Source organism: Melghiribacillus thermohalophilus (assembly GCF_004342905.1).
In the GTDB taxonomy this organism is placed as follows: Bacteria; Bacillota; Bacilli; order Bacillales; family Alkalibacillaceae; genus Melghiribacillus; species Melghiribacillus thermohalophilus.
Map to the genome: position 1 here is coordinate 71,624 of NZ_SMAN01000004.1, position 15,855 is coordinate 87,478.

Consider the following 15,855-nt stretch of genomic DNA (forward strand, 5'->3'; position numbering starts at 1 on the left):
ATCCGTAAAGTTGTCACCTGGCGAAACAGAGAAGAAGAAAGGAGTCGGGCCATATATGAATGAGAGAATAAAGGAATTGCTGCCCAAAGACCGATATCGAGTTCATCTTGAAGACACGTTGAGGCAGGATTATGTTCAGGCTTTGACTCATCTTTATCAACCTTTAATCGGAGTGACAGCTGTTTCCATTTATCAGACATTTTTGCATGAATACGGGGTTCAGTCTAAAATCGGGGAGCCATCGACCCATCACGCATTAATTAATATCATGAACATCAGTCTTGATCATTTTTTTGAGGAACGGAAAAAGCTTGAAGCAATTGGGCTATTAAAAACATACGTTTTGGATGATGAGCACGCACGCACATACTATTATGTGGTTGTTCCCCCTTTTTCCAGTAGAGCATTTTTTCAGGATCCGATGCTTTCGATTCTGTTGAAACATCACGTTGGGGAGATCCAGTATAATCGTCTGAAAAATTGTATGATGGATCAAAATAAACTGCCAGAAAACGTACAGTCCCGGACGCGTTCCTTTAATGAGGTATTCACAACCGTACTGCCGGAGATGCCTGACTTTGATGAAGCCATGGACCAGGTTTCTTCCACAGAAGAACAGGCAAAAGATTATTTGATAGATTTCGAGTATCTGGCACAGGCACTGCAAAAGTACAATATACCAGATCAACATATTTTAACTCCCGAAAATAAACAATACATGAATAGTCTTGTCCGGATTTATCAGCTTAATCAGCTGGAAATGGAAAAGGCATTGCTCTGGTCGATTGATGAATCCTTTCATCTGTCAACAAGTGATTTACATGAAGCCTGTTTAGACTTCTATGCAAAAAAATATGGACAGACAAGACCAGCACTTAACGTTAAAGCTGAATCCCGGCAATCGGGAAAAAAACAGGGGACAGGCACGAAGGAAGATAAACTAATCGAACATTTTGAAACCATTACCCACAGAGAAATCCTGGAGGACTATTCTTCAACTGGATTTGCTTCCGAACAGGAAGTGAAGATGATTACCAACATCATGCACCAGCACGGACTTCCACAGCCTGTCATGAATGTACTCATTCATTATGTTTTACAGAAAACAGATATGAAATTGACCAGGAATTATGTTGAAAAAATTGCTACTCACTGGTCGAGGAAAAAAGTAAAGACAGCCAGAGAGGCCATGAAACTTGCGAAATCGGAAAACAGGCTGTATCAGTCCTGGGGAACCGGTAGAAAATCAAGATCAGAGAGCAGAGAAGTGCTTCCGGAGTGGTTTAAGAAGCAAAAACAAAAGGAAAAAGATGAATCCAGCCAGACAAACACACGAAGGAATCAGCGGGATATAGAAAAAGAAAAACAGGAATTAGCACGGGCATTGAAGAACATTTCTTCTAAACCATTAGGAAAATAAGGATGATTCATATGGAACCCATTCAGTCAACACTTAGAAAATGGATGCGGGAAAGTGAACGTTTTCAAAAAACCTATCAGCATATGAAACAAAGTCTTCTGGATTCTCCGGAAATCAAAGATTTTCTTGATCGGCATCCCGATTTGACGGAGAGAGACATAGAAACCCAGCTGATCAAACTGTATGAATACCATTCCCAGTCCAAAAAGTGCGAGCATTGCCCTTCTCTTAAAGAATGTAGAAATTTAGTCAGGGGCTATGTGCCGCACATTCATGCCAGTGGCGGTCATATTCGGATTACTTATGACCGCTGTCCCAAAAAGAGACAGGCCGATGAACAAAACCGTAAAAAATCTTTGGTCCAGAGCCTCTACATGCCAAAAGAGATTCTGGAGGCTAATTTTGATGATATCTGGCTGGATGATCCGGAGCGATATGAGGCGATTCGAAAAATCAGACAATATCTTGAGCAGGATCAAATTACCAGAGGTCTTTACCTGCATGGTCCTTTCGGTGTTGGAAAAACCTATTTACTGGGAGCGCTGGCCAATAAACTGGCCGAACGAAATATACAATCCCTTTTTATTTATATGCCTGAATTTGTCAGAGAGATTAAATCATCCATCAATGACTCTACATTAAATGAAAAAATCGACCGCTTTAAGCGGGTGCCGGTTTTAATTCTGGATGATATTGGGGCTGAATTTCAGTCTTCCTGGTTTCGAGATGAGGTGCTTGGTGCCATCCTTCAGTATCGAATGATGGAACATCTTCCGGTATTTTTCACTTCCAATTATAGTCTGAAAGAACTGGAAAAAAACTTATCCTCCAATCACAGGGGAGAAACAGAATTGATGAAAGCCGGAAGAATTGTTGAACGAATCCGCCAGGTCAGTGAACCAGTAGCGATGTGGGGACAGAATCATCGCCGCTAATTTTTTCCCCTGATGATTCATTTTATCTCCTTCCCGCCCATATAATGTAACAGTTTGTTATGGGATAAGGAGGATGTCAGGTTGAGGCGGATCGAACTTTGGTTTGAAAATTTGCAGGAGGCACATGCTTTTTCTAATTTTGTCTGTGAACGGGATTCATCATTAAAAGTCCGTTATGAAAAAGCGTTCGATGATACAGGGTATCATTTGCTTATTGACCTTTCCCCCCGGCCTGCAGAAAACCTGAAAGAACTGCTGGTCAGGGGAATTGTTCATGTCATGGAAAGCTATTATTTTGATAACTGGTATAAAACCATATTAAAAGAGAATTATTACTTTACGAATGAACAGGAAATTGAACAGATTCTCCCCTTTATTCGATCGGTTGTAAAAGAACCGAAACAGTATGTACCCGAAAAATTTCAGCACCGGCAGTCATGCGATTTATACAGCTTTGTTCAGTCCGGTCTGTATTCCGGCCGATCCTTTCATTTCAATCTCTTTTTAAAGAAAGCCAAACAGGATTATTATGAATGGCTCATTGAACTGATCGGCTATGCCATCGACGAATGGAAAAGGGAGTCGGAATACCAGGAGTTTATTCACCACCTGAGAAATGAAGTAAACAGAAAGAATATCAAATGTGACGCGCTGATCATATACTCCGACCATTCCTTTCAGTATTACAACTCAGATGGCGTACCCTATACGAGACGGGAAATTAAACAGCTGCAAAATAAAGAGCCCTTATATTTGTACGGACAACAAACGACAGATCCGAATCTCTCCCCCCTACTGGCATTGAACCCACGCTGCATTCAAATTTATACACATAAGCCAGAAGATCCGCTGGTACAAAAGGTGGTCAGCGTTTTTCAGGAACGGGTAGAAATTCTTCCAGCAGAAAAGTTTCCTTATACATCATAAAAAGGCTTGATTTTATCCTAACGAGCCGCTATAATACCTACATAATAAAATCCAACATAGCCAGGCAGTAATGATGAGGACATGAACAATATGGAACCTGCTCGAACAGAGAGGGAAGCCATGGGCTGAAAGCTTCCTGAGTGACGGCATATTGTTTACCACCTCTGAACTCTGATTGTGAACAAAGAGTAGCAGTCAGCGTTGATCCGCGTTAAGGACCAGCCAGAGTGCCGCATATGGCTGTATGCGGAACAAGGGTGGAACCACGGGTTTAAGCAACGCTCGTCCCTTTTTTTGGGATGGGCGTTTTTTGATTTTCAAAATCAGAAAGGGATTTTCCGAAGCAGGCTAATTGTGAGTCGCAATGATTGTTATGGGGAGGAGAGAAATATGTTTACCTGTCCGCTGGATGAACACTCATATCTGAAGTTACTGGACATTCAGGATAGTGAAGCCTTATATGAATTAACCGATCAGTCAAGGGACCATTTGCGAACATGGCTGCCCTGGGTTGACCATACAAGATCCGAGGAAGACACAAACGTCTTTATCAGATCTTCATTAAAAAAGTTTGCGGATAACAATGGCCTGGATGCCGGCATCTGGCATAAGGGAAGGATAGCGGGCGTGATCGGTTTTCATTTCATCAACTGGTTAAACCGTTCAACGAGCATTGGCTACTGGCTGGGAAAAGATTTTCAGGGACTCGGTTTAATGACAAAGGCTACGAAAGCAATGGTAGATTATGCGATCAATAACCTGAATTTAAATCGAGTGGAAATCCGGGCCGCTGTCGAAAACCATAAAAGCCGAGCGATTCCTGAACGCCTTGGATTTCAAAATGAAGGAACCTTAAGACAATGCGAATGGCTGTATGATCATTATGTAGATCATGTTGTTTACAGCATGCTGAAAGAGGATTGGAGCCCAATCAACCAACATTCATAAAGGAGTGACAAGAATGGCTGAACAATTGCAAATTTCGTTTCCAGACGGATCCATGAAGGAGTTTCCACAGGGCACAACCGCTGAAGATGTAGCAGCATCCATCAGCTCAGGCTTGAAAAAACAGGCATTGGCCGCAAAGTTTAATGGAGAATTGATTGACCTCAGAAGGGAGCTTCCGGGGGATGGAACGATTGAAATCGTCACATACCGGGATCCCGAAGGTCTGGAAGTGCTTCGCCACTCAACTGCCCATTTAATGGCCCAGGCCATCAAACGTTTATATAAACATGTCAAGCTTGGGGTAGGCCCTGTCATTGAAAATGGGTTTTACTACGATATTGATATGGAAGAGAAAATAACACCGGAAGATTTGCCAAAAATCGAAAAAGAAATGAAAAAAATTGTGGATGAAGCCCTTGAAATCAAACGGAAAGAAGTTACCCGCGAAGAAGCCAGAGAGATTTACCGGGAAATCGGCGATGATTTGAAGCTGGAGCTGATTGACGATATTCCTGAGGGTGAAACTATTACCATCTATGAACAGGGTGAATTTTTTGACCTTTGCCGCGGCCCGCATGTTCCACATACAGGAAAAATCAAGATTTTTAAATTGCTGAGCATCTCCGGGGCCTACTGGCGCGGCGACAGTGACAACCAGATGCTTCAGCGGATCTACGGTACTGCTTTTGAAAAGAAAAGCCAGCTGGACGAGCACTTAAAAATGCTGGAAGAAGCGAAAGAACGAGATCATCGCAAACTTGGAAAAGAACTTGAGATCTTTACCGTATCCCAGAAAGTCGGTCAGGGGCTGCCGCTGTGGCTGCCGAAAGGTGCAACCATCCGGCGCACCATTGAGCGCTATATTGTGGATCTGGAAGAACGTCTCGGTTATAACCACGTATATACACCTGTTTTAGCCAACGTTGATTTGTATAAAACAAGCGGACACTGGGATCATTACCAGGAAGACATGTTCCCGCCAATGGAAATGGACAACGAAGAGCTGGTGTTAAGACCGATGAACTGCCCGCATCACATGATGATCTATAAAAATCAGCTGCATAGTTATCGAAATTTGCCGGTCCGTATTGCCGAACTGGGTATGATGCACCGTTATGAAATGTCCGGGGCACTGGCCGGTCTGCAGCGGGTTCGGGCGATGACCTTGAATGACGCCCACATTTTCTGCCGTCCAGATCAGCTGAAAGATGAGTTCATTCGGGTGGTGAAATTAATCCAGAATGTGTATAAGGACTTCGGAATTGATGATTATTACTTCCGTCTGTCCTACCGGGATCCGGAAGATAAAGAAAAATACGTGGATAACGATGAAATGTGGGAAAAGGCACAATATCTCCTGAAGGAAACCATGGAAGACTTAAACCTGGATTATGTGGAAGCGGAAGGTGAAGCCGCTTTTTATGGACCGAAGCTGGACGTTCAGGTGAAAACCGCTTTAGGAAAAGACGAAACCCTTTCGACTGTACAGCTGGACTTCCATTTGCCAGAGCGGTTTGATCTGACCTATATTGGCGAAGACGGCAAAGAACATCGTCCCGTTGTCATTCATCGCGGGGTCGTTTCCACTATGGAACGATTCGTCGCTTTCCTCATTGAGGAATATAAAGGAGCTTTCCCGACCTGGCTTGCACCTGTCCAGGCCAGAATTATTCCGGTTTCTCTGGAAGCACATCTGGATTATGCCAGAGAGCTGGAAGAAAAGCTCCGCATGGAAGGCATCCGGGTAGAGCTGGATGAACGAGATGAAAAAATCGGCTACAAAATCCGGGAAGCACAGGTTCAGAAGATTCCGTTTGCCCTTGTTGTCGGAGATCAGGAAATCGAACAAAGTGCGGTCAATGTTCGCCGCTACGGTGAAAAGAAATCGGAGACCAAATCGTTTGAGCGTTTTCTGGAGGAGATCAAACAAGACATTCACGAAAAAAGATTAAGAAAGTAAAGAGGAAGGAGTCAGATACTAGCTATCTGACTCCTTTTTTTCATAGAATGAGAAAATCGTTGAGCTACTTTGGACATTTTTTAGCTACAGCAGATTCCCGTAGTCCTCATCCCTTAATCGGTGATGATCAGCAATCCGTGCGTTCTTTCTTCTAAAAGCGCAGGTCTATTCTGCTACATTCAAGTTAGGCAATGGCTTTTTTTCGCGACGAGTCGTCTCCGATTTATTCCACTCTTCATAAAGTATCCATAGGACCAAATCAAAAACATCAAGCTTTCGAAAATATTGAGGAGGGATAAAATGATTCCTCCGCATGGCGGAATTTTGATTCAGAGGGAAGTGAATCAAGAATGCAAAGACGAATGGATCAAAAAGGCACATAAGTTACCGTCTGTAGCATTAAACGCATGGGAGTTATCGGATCTGGAAATGATAGCTACTGGTGCATTCAGTCCCCTCGATGGGTATATGAACGAAAACGACTATGTACATGTGTTAGAAACGATGCGTCTATCTAATGGTCACATTTGGCCGCTTCCCATCACGTTAACCATAACAAAAGATGAAGCACAAACGATTCAGCCGGGTGATCACATTGCATTGAAGGGATCCGACGGCATCATTTATGGAATGATGGAAGTACAGGATCAATTTGCGTGTGATAAAGTGTTTGAGGCAAAATCAGTATTTGGAACAATAAATAATGATCATCCAGGCGTGAAAAAGACGTTAAGTAAAGGGGACATTTGTCTTGGAGGTCCGATATGGCTTCTGAGGAGACCATCTCATGAACCATTTGAGGATTATGCCATGACACCAGAAGATGCAAGAAAGTATTTTGATGCAAAGGGCTGGAAAACGATTGTCGGTTTTCAGACCCGCAATCCGATTCATCGCGCTCATGAATATATTCAAAAAATTGCCCTTGAACTTGTCGATGGCCTCTTTGTTCATCCTCTGGTAGGGGAAACGAAAAGAGACGATATATCTCCTGTCATCAGAATGAAAAGTTATGAAACGATTTTGGAACGATATTTTCCTAAAAACCGGGTGAAACTATCTATTTTTCCGGCTGCAATGAGATATGCTGGCCCCAGGGAAGCAGTATTTCATGCGCTTGTGAGAAAGAATTATGGCTGCACTCATTTTATAGTTGGCCGTGACCATGCAGGGGTGGGAGATTATTATGGAACTTATGATGCCCAAAACATTTTTCAAACATTTAAAAAAGAGGAGATTGACATAGAAATTTTAACCTTTGAACACGCCTTTTATTGCCATGTTTGCGCTCAGATGGCAACGCCAAAAACGTGTCCACATAAAAAACAAGATCGCCTGGAGCTGAGCGGAACCAGAGTGAGAGACATGTTAAGAAATGGTCAAAAGCCTCCAGTTGAACTGACAAGACCTGAAGTAGCAGAAATACTGATTGAAGGACTAAACCAGAATAGAACGGGAAGACAGAACTCGTAATGAGCTGGGAAATCATGTTTGTTCTCAGTTCGATACTGATTATGGTATGTGCTATGATCTTCGAGGTGATGAGGACTGAAATCATCATGGCCCTGACACTGGTCTTGTTTCTCTCGGTAGGAATCATTTCACCGGAGGAAGCGGTTAAGGGTTTTTCCAACCAGGCCATGATAACGGTCGGGCTTCTCTTTATTATAGCTGGTACAATTAAAAAAACGGGAATCATCGACCGGATCATCTACACCGTACTAAAAAAACCGTCTTCGGATAAAGCAACATTGTTGAAAATATTATTGCCCTCGTCATTATTTTCAGCTTTTCTAAATAATACTCCGATTGTGACTGCATTTGCCCCGGCGGTTAAAAACTGGTCAGAGGAACATCATCAATATCCATCCATTTTTCTGCTTCCACTATCTTATGCAACCATTCTTGGAGGAATGATTACGTTAATGGGAAGCTCGACCAATGTTATCGTTCATGGAATGATGATACAGGAATTCCAAGAAGGGTTTTCTTTTTTTGAATTAGCCATCATAGGGATACCTGCATTAGTTATTGGATTAGCCTATCTGGTGGTGTTCAGTTCCAGATTGCTGCCCAAACACCAGAGCCTAAAACAACAAATAAGGAAGCGTTCCAGAGAATATTTGGGAGAAGTTCTGGTTACCGGTGACTATCCCTATTTGGACCGGACTGTTAAAGAAGCGGGCTTGAGAGAATTACAGGGCCTTTACTTAATCATGATTGTCCGCAACGGGGAAAACCTTTCTCCTGTAAAAAGCACGACGGTCATTGAAGAAGGAGATCGTCTCATTTTCACAGGACTCATATCGACCATTGTTGAGCTTCAGGGACAAAAAGGGCTTGAGATCATAACTGATGATGACCAACAATTTAACAGACATGTATGGGATGATGCCAGGCTGGTTGAAGCGGTTGTTTCACATCAATCGTCATTGCTTTTTAAAAAAATTAAGGAAAATGGATTCAGAGGAAAATATGATGCAGCTGTGATTGCTGTCCACCGCAAAAATGAACGGCTGAAACAGAAAATTGGGGATATTGTTTTAAAACCCGGTGATACGCTACTGCTCCTCATCGGTTCCGATTTTGATTTTAGAAATCATGAAGAAGACTTTTATATAGTCACCCCTATTTTTAAGACAAATCCATTTTCATCAACCAAAACAATCATGCAGGGATGGATCGATGTTGGATTGTTTTTTTTGACCATTCTCCTGATATCTGTAAAGATTGTCCCCTTATTATCTGGAGTCGCGATGTTAACTATACTGTATTTTGTTCTTGGAAAGGTATCACCTGATGAAGCTAAACAGTATGTTCGCTTTAACGTCCTTTTTATCATAGCATGTTCGATTGGAATTGGTGAGGCGCTTGTCCAGTCAGGAGCTGCGTTCTGGCTTGCAGAAAAAATCGTACTCTTATTACAACCTTTCGGAATCGTTGCAGCCATGCTGGGGATTTATATGCTAACCAATCTTTTTACCGAAGTGATGACAAACCATGTCTCTGCGATTATCATGTTTCCGATTGCGATGGAAGTGGCCAATACCCTTCAGATCGACCCATCCGGTATGGCTGTCATCATCGCTTGTGCCGCTTCTTCCAGTTTTTCCACGCCTATTGGTTATCAGACGAATTTAATTGTTTATGGTCCGGGTGGCTATCAGTTTTCAGACTATATCAAGTTTGGATCACCATTAAATGGCATGGTTATGGTGTTGACCATATGGATTGTTTATTTTAGATGGATGATGTAGGGAGGATTCGGATGAAACAAAAACATGTGTTCTTACAAGAAGGTCTAATCACAAAGTCCGATCGGCAGCGGCTGAATGGACACAAAAGTTGTGTCGTCTGGTTTACAGGTTTATCCGGGTCAGGAAAATCTACTCTTTCAGTATCCCTTGAACAAACGTTGCATCATCTGAATGTAAGAACTTACCGATTAGATGGAGATAATATGAGACAGAGATTAAATCAGGATTTAGGTTTCTCAAAAAGAGATCGGGAAGAAAATATCAGACGGGTCGGAGAAGTATCAAAATTGTTTATAGACGCAGGAATCATTACCCTTGCAGCCTTTATTTCCCCTTATAAAAAGGATCGTGATAGGATACGGAGTCTTCTGAATGAGGGGGAATTTATCGAAGTGTATGTAAAATGTGATGTAAAAGAATGTGAGAAACGGGATCCTAAAGGGCTTTACCAGAAGGCGAGAAATGGAGAAATTAGCGGTTTTACAGGTATTGATGATCCCTATGAAGAGCCTGAAAATCCTGAAATCGTTGTGAAAACGGATCAGATGACAGTTGAGCAATGCACAGAAAAGATTTTGAAATATTTAAAAGAAAAAGGTTATTTGACCGTTCGTTCTATGTAAAATATCCCATGAAACACATTGAGCAGGTCCTGTGTCCGGACCTGCATTTTCATTGCTTCGGAAACAATAAAACTCAGTGAATGTGGATTACCTTTTCAGCGCAGTCCCCGATTCGCTTCGGTTTTTGTTGCTGAAGGCTCAGACAGCTTCATCGTGGATCCTGGGACTTTATCAGTCACATCTTATGAGGTGCATTAAAGTTGTTTTAACATCATTTTAAATTGCCTTCCATACTGATCCAGCGAAAATTTCGTCTGAACCAATCGGTGTGCCCGAGTAATGATTTTTTTTCTTAAGGTCTGATTGGTCAGTAGTTCTTGTCCTTCCTGAATGGCATGGAGCGGTTTATCATCTGGAACTAATTTTCCAGTAACGTTATGGGTGATGAAGATTTGAACTCCGTCTGAATCGGTGGCCAGAACTGGACATTTGCAACTCATTGCTTCCTGTACACAATAGGGGGAACCTTCTGACAGGGAGGTGGAACATAAAAACCCCCCTGAATCCCCTGTCATGGAATAGTAGTCTGGCATTTGTTCATGCGGAATGTTTGTATACAACGTCAAATTGGACTGCAGTTTTAAACCTTTAATCATCTTTAAAAAGTCTTCTTTTTCCGGTGAAAGCTGGTCATCAATGAACATCCATATTTTCATATCTCGTTGTTTCTGAATCAGTCCTTTACATATTCTCAAGAAATATCGCCAGTTTTTGTTCTTTTCCAGACGTCCTACCCAGGAGATGACCGGACATTTGGGAGGAGGAAGCGGGCGGTAGGTAAATGATTCTGTGTCAAGGCAATTGTTAAAAATAAATGTTTTTTTCTCTGGCAGGATTGTTTTGGTTAATTGAACGATGTGCGGCGTTTCAGGAAACATCATGGCATCTGCGTGGTGTAACAAAATAGATCGAGCGTTGGTAAGCCATCGTCTCGCCTGTTTATAACCTCCTAGACCTTGTATTTCATAAATTATTTTTCCCTTATACCCCATAGATTTTAAACGCTGAATAAAGGTATGATCAGAACAGATGACAACGGCATCGTATTGATGTTTGGTTAATATGTCTTTAATTCGTTGATTATGATTGGTGATGAAGACCGTCATGTTTTTTACGTTTTTCATTCCGCTTCCTTCTCTCATATAAAGAAAATGAGAAGTGATGCCTGCTTTTTTTAAAGCTTTCCATCTCTGTCGGTTTAACGTTTCTACCCCTCCTCCTGGCACATAAAAGACAAATAAAACTTTCATCATTTATCCCTCCAAAGGATTTGTTCAGGCGAGCTGTATGGCACGTTGATATAAATTTTCTACATCATGAAGCAGGCTTCTGGTTGACCAGTGTTGTTCCCCCCACTTTTTCGCTCTTTCTCCCATCTGAATTCTCAACGTGTCTTTTTCCAGCATTTCCGTTAAACAGCTGTACAGTTTTTTGCTGTCGCCGGCAGGAAATATAAAGCCTGTTTCTCCATCTTGTACCAGTTCAGGTAATCCGTGCGAATCACTGACAATGGCGGGCAGTCCAAATAACTGGGCCTCAATTAATGCAAAGGGCTGATTTTCCTGTAAACTGGGAAGGACAAAGATGTCAGCTTGCTGAAGATAGTAACCGACATATTGGGTAGTCCCAAGGAAAAACACACGGTCATTTAGTCCAAGCTGACAGGCCTTCTCTTCAAGCTCTTTTTTCATTTCACCGTCCCCAAGAATCCAGCAAACCCAGTCATCTCTTTCCTGTTTGAGCCGTTCAAGAGAATCGAGAAGATCATGAATGCCTTTTAAATAGACGAGTCTGCTAGTGGTTAGAATCACTTTTTTGTTTTTAGGTTTTTGTATTTGCGAGGAAATCCCCTGAGGATATTGCTGTAATTCTTTTATATCCATTCCATAAGGAAATGTGACTATCTTGTCAGGTTTAACAGAAAACCGATTGGTAATATTGTTACGCATCCAGCGTGAGGAAGTATGAATCAGATCACTGGATTGATAGCCGATTCTCTCGAGAAACTTGTAATACTGATAGGTATCTGTTTGGTAGATTTCTTCGTCTGAAAGGTTACGGTTCCCGGTTTTTAATGAGTAGTAAATGGCTCCTGACAGATAGCCGTGTACACTCGTAACAATCGGGATATGTCGCGGTTTGACACGGCGAAATGATCTTGCTGCAATCACATCCTGGGCATGAATGATATCGTATTGTGCGAGATTGAGTGATGCCGTAACGAATTCAAAACAATATCGGTTGATTTCCGCATTTAAAATACGATTGTTTGTGACAAAATCATCCTTACCAAGAATCCGGATAAGGAAATTTCTGAAAGGGAGTTTATCAAACGTTTGGTTCTTATTGTATAGATGATAATCATTTAGTTCTGGGCTCTGTCCAAAAATGTCCACCTCATGCCCTTTAAGTTCGAGCTGATTTTTTAAATGCCTGACAAACGTCCAGATTCCACCACCGGGAATGCGGAAGGATGTCGCAATTAAAATTTTCACATTCATCCCTTCCTTGATAAAGGCTTTGAAGTTTTATCTTTTTTTACGTTCATCCATTTAACCATCTCGGGATCTGGAATTTGATATCCTTTCGGCAAATTTTTTTTTGCTTTTTTCCAGAGTTCTTCTGCAGAATAGTCTTTCATACAGATCCTCCTATCACCTGATATTTCCCACAATTTACTATATGGAATATCGGAAGCTTCTGTATAGTTGCACTGCCCTTGCGCAAAAAATAAAAAACTAGTGAAAGGATGGATACGGGCCAGCGTATGGATGCATAAATTAATAGCGGGTGAGAATCATGTATAATCCAAAAGTATCGATTATTATCCCCTTTTATAATTGCCCCTATGTCGATCATGCAATTATGAGTGGACTGAACCAGACTTATAACAATAAGGAAATCATTCTAGTGAATGATGGTTCAGATCAATATGTGGAAAAGCTGGAACCTTATATGGACCAGATCATATATATTGAAAAAGATAATGGTGGAACCGCCAGTGCATTAAATGCAGGAATAAAAGCAGCAAGTGGTGACTATATTTCCTGGTTAAGTTCAGATGATATCCATTACCGGGAAAAGACAGAAAAACAAATAGCATTTATGACCTCAAAAAGGATCCGCTGTACATGCACGAACTATCATATTATGAACCATCAGTCAAAAATCGTAAGGAAATATGCCGGAAAGTCATTTGCCACACGGGATGAGTTTGATCAATATGTATTAAAAGGCATCAATCCTATTCATGGCTCTTCTGTCATCATTCAAAGAAACGTATTTGAACAGACAGGATTATTTAACGAAAAACTAAAGTATGTTCAGGATTTTGAATTATGGCTAAAGGTGATGGAACTGGAAACGATTGTCTTTTTGAAAGAACCTCTTCTTTTATATCGCATTCATGGCCGTATGGGGACGAGAAGAAACCAGGAAGAAATCAAAAAGGAAAAAGAAATGTTCTTAAAGGAGCATTTACCAGCCATCCGAAAAAGACAGATCAATAAATGATTAAGAGTCCCACCATGTTATCCTCACTGTAATGGGCTGTCTCACAAGCACGGTATCGCTTTGAGACAGCCCAGATTTTTTAAAAGATATCTGTTCCCATACAGCCCCTTGAGCTGCTTCCATCATGCTGTGAATCAGAAATTCTCCAGCCAGGCCCTTCAACAAAAACGGGTCGACTTTTCATTTCTAACTAATCTACAGGATGAATCGAGAAGATGGCATTTAGTCCGAACTCTTCAACTTCAAAATCCCAGAGAAATGTTTGCGAATGTAAATCATAACAGGCTAACCGAGTAGGCATAACTCCATAACCTCCGAGACGAATTTCTTTTCCATCTTCCCGGATTTTTTTGGAGGGTCGGATTCTGGAAAAACCTACGATAGCCTTGCCGTCAGAAAATACATGAATTCCTCTGGTCCATCCGAGGGGTTTATCAACATCGGTCATGGCATTTAAATTATACCGTCGTTTCACCTGCAGATGATTCCGGTCGATTTCGATGATATAGCCGTTCACCTGTGTAAAGTAAATGGAATCATCAAGGATAAATCCATCATGAATGTAGGCATTTCCTACGTCAATAACTTTTCTGGGATTCGTCAGGCAAATCGCATCCTTTTGATGACATCTTGTAGCAAAAATATCATTTTCTACAGTGAATACATAATTGGGATGAGACTTATGGGGTTTGGTTGAAGGCACCTTTCGATAATCGACTTCTTTTGAAAATCGTTCCCAGGGACTGTCAATCACTCCCCATTCTCTGATAACGGATCCCTTCTGAGTAACTTCCAGGACCATATCCAATCCTGTGTTCACAACTAGCAGGTTTCCATTTTCGCGGGGACGAACATGATGAATATCGTTAAAACAGGGGAGTGTGATATACCCCGATAGTTGAAAATCGGGCAGGGAATAAATCATAACCTCTGTTTGCGTACCTACGTATAATTTGTCATTCTTGATGGTAGCAGCGGTAAAATGAGTAGATGTACCGCCATCAGCACAAACTTCTTTGGGCGATTGATACTCCAGTACAGTTTCCTGGGTTCCTTTGTCAGTATCCACTTTTAAAATAAGCCCTTTTTCATACTGCTGCCAGTCTTTTAAAACTTCTCCTTTTTGTTTTCCTCCAACGATATATAGGTTCATATCCCACACACCTCATTTGTTCGTATTCCCTGATAGTTTATGTACAAAAACAAAAGATGCATGGGTTGCTATAAAAACAGCAACATAGTTTTTTTCATATATTGAAGAGAAATTTCAAAAAAGGAGTTTGATCATGAACGTTTTAATCACAGGCGGATGTGGATTTGTAGGGTCCCAGACCGTAAAACAATGTGTTGAAAATGGAATGAATGTATCTGTGATTGACAACTTGAGTACCGGGTCAAAAAATAACATTAAACCTTATTTGCAGGATGTACAATTTTTTAATCAGGATATATGTGAACCTCTTGGTGAAATTTTCCGTCAGAGTAAACCGGATGCAGTCATTCATCTTGCGGCCCAGGCCAGTGTTCCGAAGTCAAAAAAGAACTTTTTTTACGATGCTAGAGTTAACATTTTAGGAACCCTGAATGTCCTATCGTTTGCCAGTCAATATGATGTTGAAAAAATGGTTTACAGCTCGACATCTGCCGTATACGGGGAACCGGAATATTTGCCTGTAGATCCAAACCATCGCACAGCTCCTAAATCGCCATATGGGATTTCCAAACTCGCATCAGAATTATATCTAAAAAATAATCTGCGTTTGACAGGTATACCGTACACGGTTTTAAGATATGGAAACGTTTATGGACCTGGTCAGAATATTCAGGGAGAGGGTGGGGTAGTTGCTATATTTGCCCATAAACTTACGAGAGGCATGAAACCCGTCATTTATGGTGACGGGGAACAGACAAGGGATTTTGTATATGTCGAGGATGTAGCCAGGGCAAATGTCATGGCAGTACATCACGGAAATAATTGCGTTGTGAACGTTTCAACCGGTATATCAACAAGTCTAAATGAACTCTGGAATCTCATGACGGAACTCGAAAATCTTCAGATAAAACCGGTATACAAAAAAGCAAAAGACGAAGATATTAAACATAGTTTATTAGATTCAAGCAGTGCCAGAACGCATTTAAACTGGGAACCCCTTACCTCCTTCAAAAAAGGGTTGAAAAACACTTTAGATTTTTACCGCCCATAAAGACAACCTGAAAGTCGGTGACAGCAGATCACGGATCTTCCCCGGCACATCGCCTCTTTCCTGTTTTT

General features: G+C 41.5%; 14 protein-coding genes and 1 other annotated feature. Of the genes, 10 read left to right on the plus strand and 4 right to left on the minus strand.

The annotated features are described in order from the left end of the window. Positions 1 to 55 precede the first annotated feature (55 nt). From EDD68_RS05085 to cysC, 8 genes are all read left to right on the plus strand, one after another. On the plus strand, positions 56 to 1,420 hold the full coding sequence (locus tag EDD68_RS05085) for a replication initiation and membrane attachment family protein (RefSeq protein ID WP_132371168.1): 1,365 nt from the start codon (positions 56 to 58) through the stop codon (positions 1,418 to 1,420). 11 nt (positions 1,421 to 1,431) lie between these two features. Then, positions 1,432 to 2,355, plus strand: coding sequence for a primosomal protein DnaI (gene dnaI, locus EDD68_RS05090; RefSeq protein ID WP_132371169.1), 924 nt, complete (start codon positions 1,432 to 1,434; stop codon positions 2,353 to 2,355). Positions 2,356 to 2,436: 81 nt separating this feature from the next. Continuing rightward, a complete protein-coding gene (ytxC, locus tag EDD68_RS05095; RefSeq protein WP_132371170.1) occupies positions 2,437 to 3,282 on the plus strand; it encodes a sporulation protein YtxC in 846 nt (281 codons plus the stop codon). A gap of 61 nt (positions 3,283 to 3,343) precedes the next feature. After that, positions 3,344 to 3,575 (plus strand) — a binding site (T-box leader). A gap of 97 nt (positions 3,576 to 3,672) precedes the next feature. Next, positions 3,673 to 4,230, plus strand: a complete 558-nt coding sequence (locus EDD68_RS05100) for a GNAT family N-acetyltransferase (protein WP_132371171.1) — start codon at positions 3,673 to 3,675, stop codon at positions 4,228 to 4,230. A gap of 13 nt (positions 4,231 to 4,243) precedes the next feature. After that, complete coding sequence (thrS, locus tag EDD68_RS05105) at positions 4,244 to 6,190, plus strand: threonine--tRNA ligase (RefSeq protein ID WP_132371172.1); 1,947 nt, start codon at positions 4,244 to 4,246, stop codon at positions 6,188 to 6,190. Positions 6,191 to 6,490: 300 nt separating this feature from the next. Further along, the gene (gene sat, locus EDD68_RS05110) at positions 6,491 to 7,663 is read left to right on the plus strand and encodes a sulfate adenylyltransferase (RefSeq protein ID WP_132371173.1); all 1,173 of its coding nucleotides are present in this window, start codon (positions 6,491 to 6,493) and stop codon (positions 7,661 to 7,663) included. After that, positions 7,663 to 9,447 carry an SLC13 family permease gene (locus EDD68_RS05115; RefSeq protein ID WP_132371174.1) on the plus strand — a complete coding sequence of 595 codons (1,785 nt, stop codon included), beginning with the start codon at positions 7,663 to 7,665 and terminating at the stop codon, positions 9,445 to 9,447. The genes sat and EDD68_RS05115 overlap by 1 nt, the downstream gene beginning before the upstream one ends. Before the next feature lie 11 nt (positions 9,448 to 9,458). Then, positions 9,459 to 10,070, plus strand: coding sequence for an adenylyl-sulfate kinase (gene cysC / locus EDD68_RS05120; protein ID WP_132371175.1), 612 nt, complete (start codon positions 9,459 to 9,461; stop codon positions 10,068 to 10,070). Positions 10,071 to 10,264: 194 nt separating this feature from the next. Here the strand turns inward: cysC and EDD68_RS05125 are convergent, their stop codons facing one another. From EDD68_RS05125 to EDD68_RS15175, 3 genes are read right to left on the minus strand one after another with little or no spacing between them, the layout of a single operon-like run. Then, positions 10,265 to 11,320, minus strand: coding sequence for a glycosyltransferase family 4 protein (locus EDD68_RS05125; RefSeq protein WP_165902067.1), 1,056 nt, complete (start codon positions 11,318 to 11,320; stop codon positions 10,265 to 10,267). A 24-nt stretch (positions 11,321 to 11,344) separates the two neighbouring features. Continuing rightward, on the minus strand, positions 11,345 to 12,571 hold the full coding sequence (locus tag EDD68_RS05130; RefSeq protein ID WP_132371177.1) for a glycosyltransferase family 4 protein: 1,227 nt from the start codon (positions 12,569 to 12,571) through the stop codon (positions 11,345 to 11,347). Then, positions 12,568 to 12,711 carry a hypothetical protein gene (locus tag EDD68_RS15175; RefSeq protein WP_165902068.1) on the minus strand — a complete coding sequence of 48 codons (144 nt, stop codon included), beginning with the start codon at positions 12,709 to 12,711 and terminating at the stop codon, positions 12,568 to 12,570. Before EDD68_RS15175 ends, EDD68_RS05130 begins: the two co-directional genes overlap by 4 nt. A gap of 158 nt (positions 12,712 to 12,869) precedes the next feature. Here EDD68_RS15175 and EDD68_RS05135 point away from each other — a divergent pair, with 158 nt between their 5' ends. Then, a complete protein-coding gene (locus tag EDD68_RS05135) occupies positions 12,870 to 13,583 on the plus strand; it encodes a glycosyltransferase (protein WP_132371178.1) in 714 nt (237 codons plus the stop codon). Between the two features lie 190 nt (positions 13,584 to 13,773). On the opposite strand, the gene EDD68_RS05140 is transcribed toward EDD68_RS05135, so the two are convergent. Beyond that, the gene (locus tag EDD68_RS05140; RefSeq protein ID WP_132371179.1) at positions 13,774 to 14,736 is read right to left on the minus strand and encodes a hypothetical protein; all 963 of its coding nucleotides are present in this window, start codon (positions 14,734 to 14,736) and stop codon (positions 13,774 to 13,776) included. A 133-nt stretch (positions 14,737 to 14,869) separates the two neighbouring features. Between EDD68_RS05140 and EDD68_RS05145 the strand changes: the two genes are divergently transcribed. Further along, positions 14,870 to 15,787, plus strand: coding sequence for an NAD-dependent epimerase/dehydratase family protein (locus tag EDD68_RS05145; RefSeq protein WP_132371180.1), 918 nt, complete (start codon positions 14,870 to 14,872; stop codon positions 15,785 to 15,787). Positions 15,788 to 15,855 lie beyond the last annotated feature (68 nt).

What these genes read in the sequence shown, in the direction of transcription:
- sat (WP_132371173.1), top strand. Translation starts at nt 6,491, where the DNA reads ATGATTCCTCCGCATGGCGGAATTTTGATTCAGAGGGAAGTGAATCAA.
- EDD68_RS05140 (WP_132371179.1), bottom strand. Translation starts at nt 14,736, where the DNA reads ATGAACCTATATATCGTTGGAGGAAAACAAAAAGGAGAAGTTTTAAAA.
- EDD68_RS05130 (WP_132371177.1), bottom strand. Translation starts at nt 12,571, where the DNA reads ATGAATGTGAAAATTTTAATTGCGACATCCTTCCGCATTCCCGGTGGT.
- EDD68_RS05085 (WP_132371168.1), top strand. Translation starts at nt 56, where the DNA reads ATGAATGAGAGAATAAAGGAATTGCTGCCCAAAGACCGATATCGAGTT.
- thrS (WP_132371172.1), top strand. Translation starts at nt 4,244, where the DNA reads ATGGCTGAACAATTGCAAATTTCGTTTCCAGACGGATCCATGAAGGAG.
- EDD68_RS15175 (WP_165902068.1), bottom strand. Translation starts at nt 12,711, where the DNA reads ATGAAAGACTATTCTGCAGAAGAACTCTGGAAAAAAGCAAAAAAAAAT.
- cysC (WP_132371175.1), top strand. Translation starts at nt 9,459, where the DNA reads ATGAAACAAAAACATGTGTTCTTACAAGAAGGTCTAATCACAAAGTCC.
- EDD68_RS05135 (WP_132371178.1), top strand. Translation starts at nt 12,870, where the DNA reads ATGTATAATCCAAAAGTATCGATTATTATCCCCTTTTATAATTGCCCC.
- dnaI (WP_132371169.1), top strand. Translation starts at nt 1,432, where the DNA reads ATGGAACCCATTCAGTCAACACTTAGAAAATGGATGCGGGAAAGTGAA.
- EDD68_RS05100 (WP_132371171.1), top strand. Translation starts at nt 3,673, where the DNA reads ATGTTTACCTGTCCGCTGGATGAACACTCATATCTGAAGTTACTGGAC.
- EDD68_RS05145 (WP_132371180.1), top strand. Translation starts at nt 14,870, where the DNA reads ATGAACGTTTTAATCACAGGCGGATGTGGATTTGTAGGGTCCCAGACC.
- EDD68_RS05125 (WP_165902067.1), bottom strand. Translation starts at nt 11,320, where the DNA reads ATGAAAGTTTTATTTGTCTTTTATGTGCCAGGAGGAGGGGTAGAAACG.
- EDD68_RS05115 (WP_132371174.1), top strand. Translation starts at nt 7,663, where the DNA reads ATGAGCTGGGAAATCATGTTTGTTCTCAGTTCGATACTGATTATGGTA.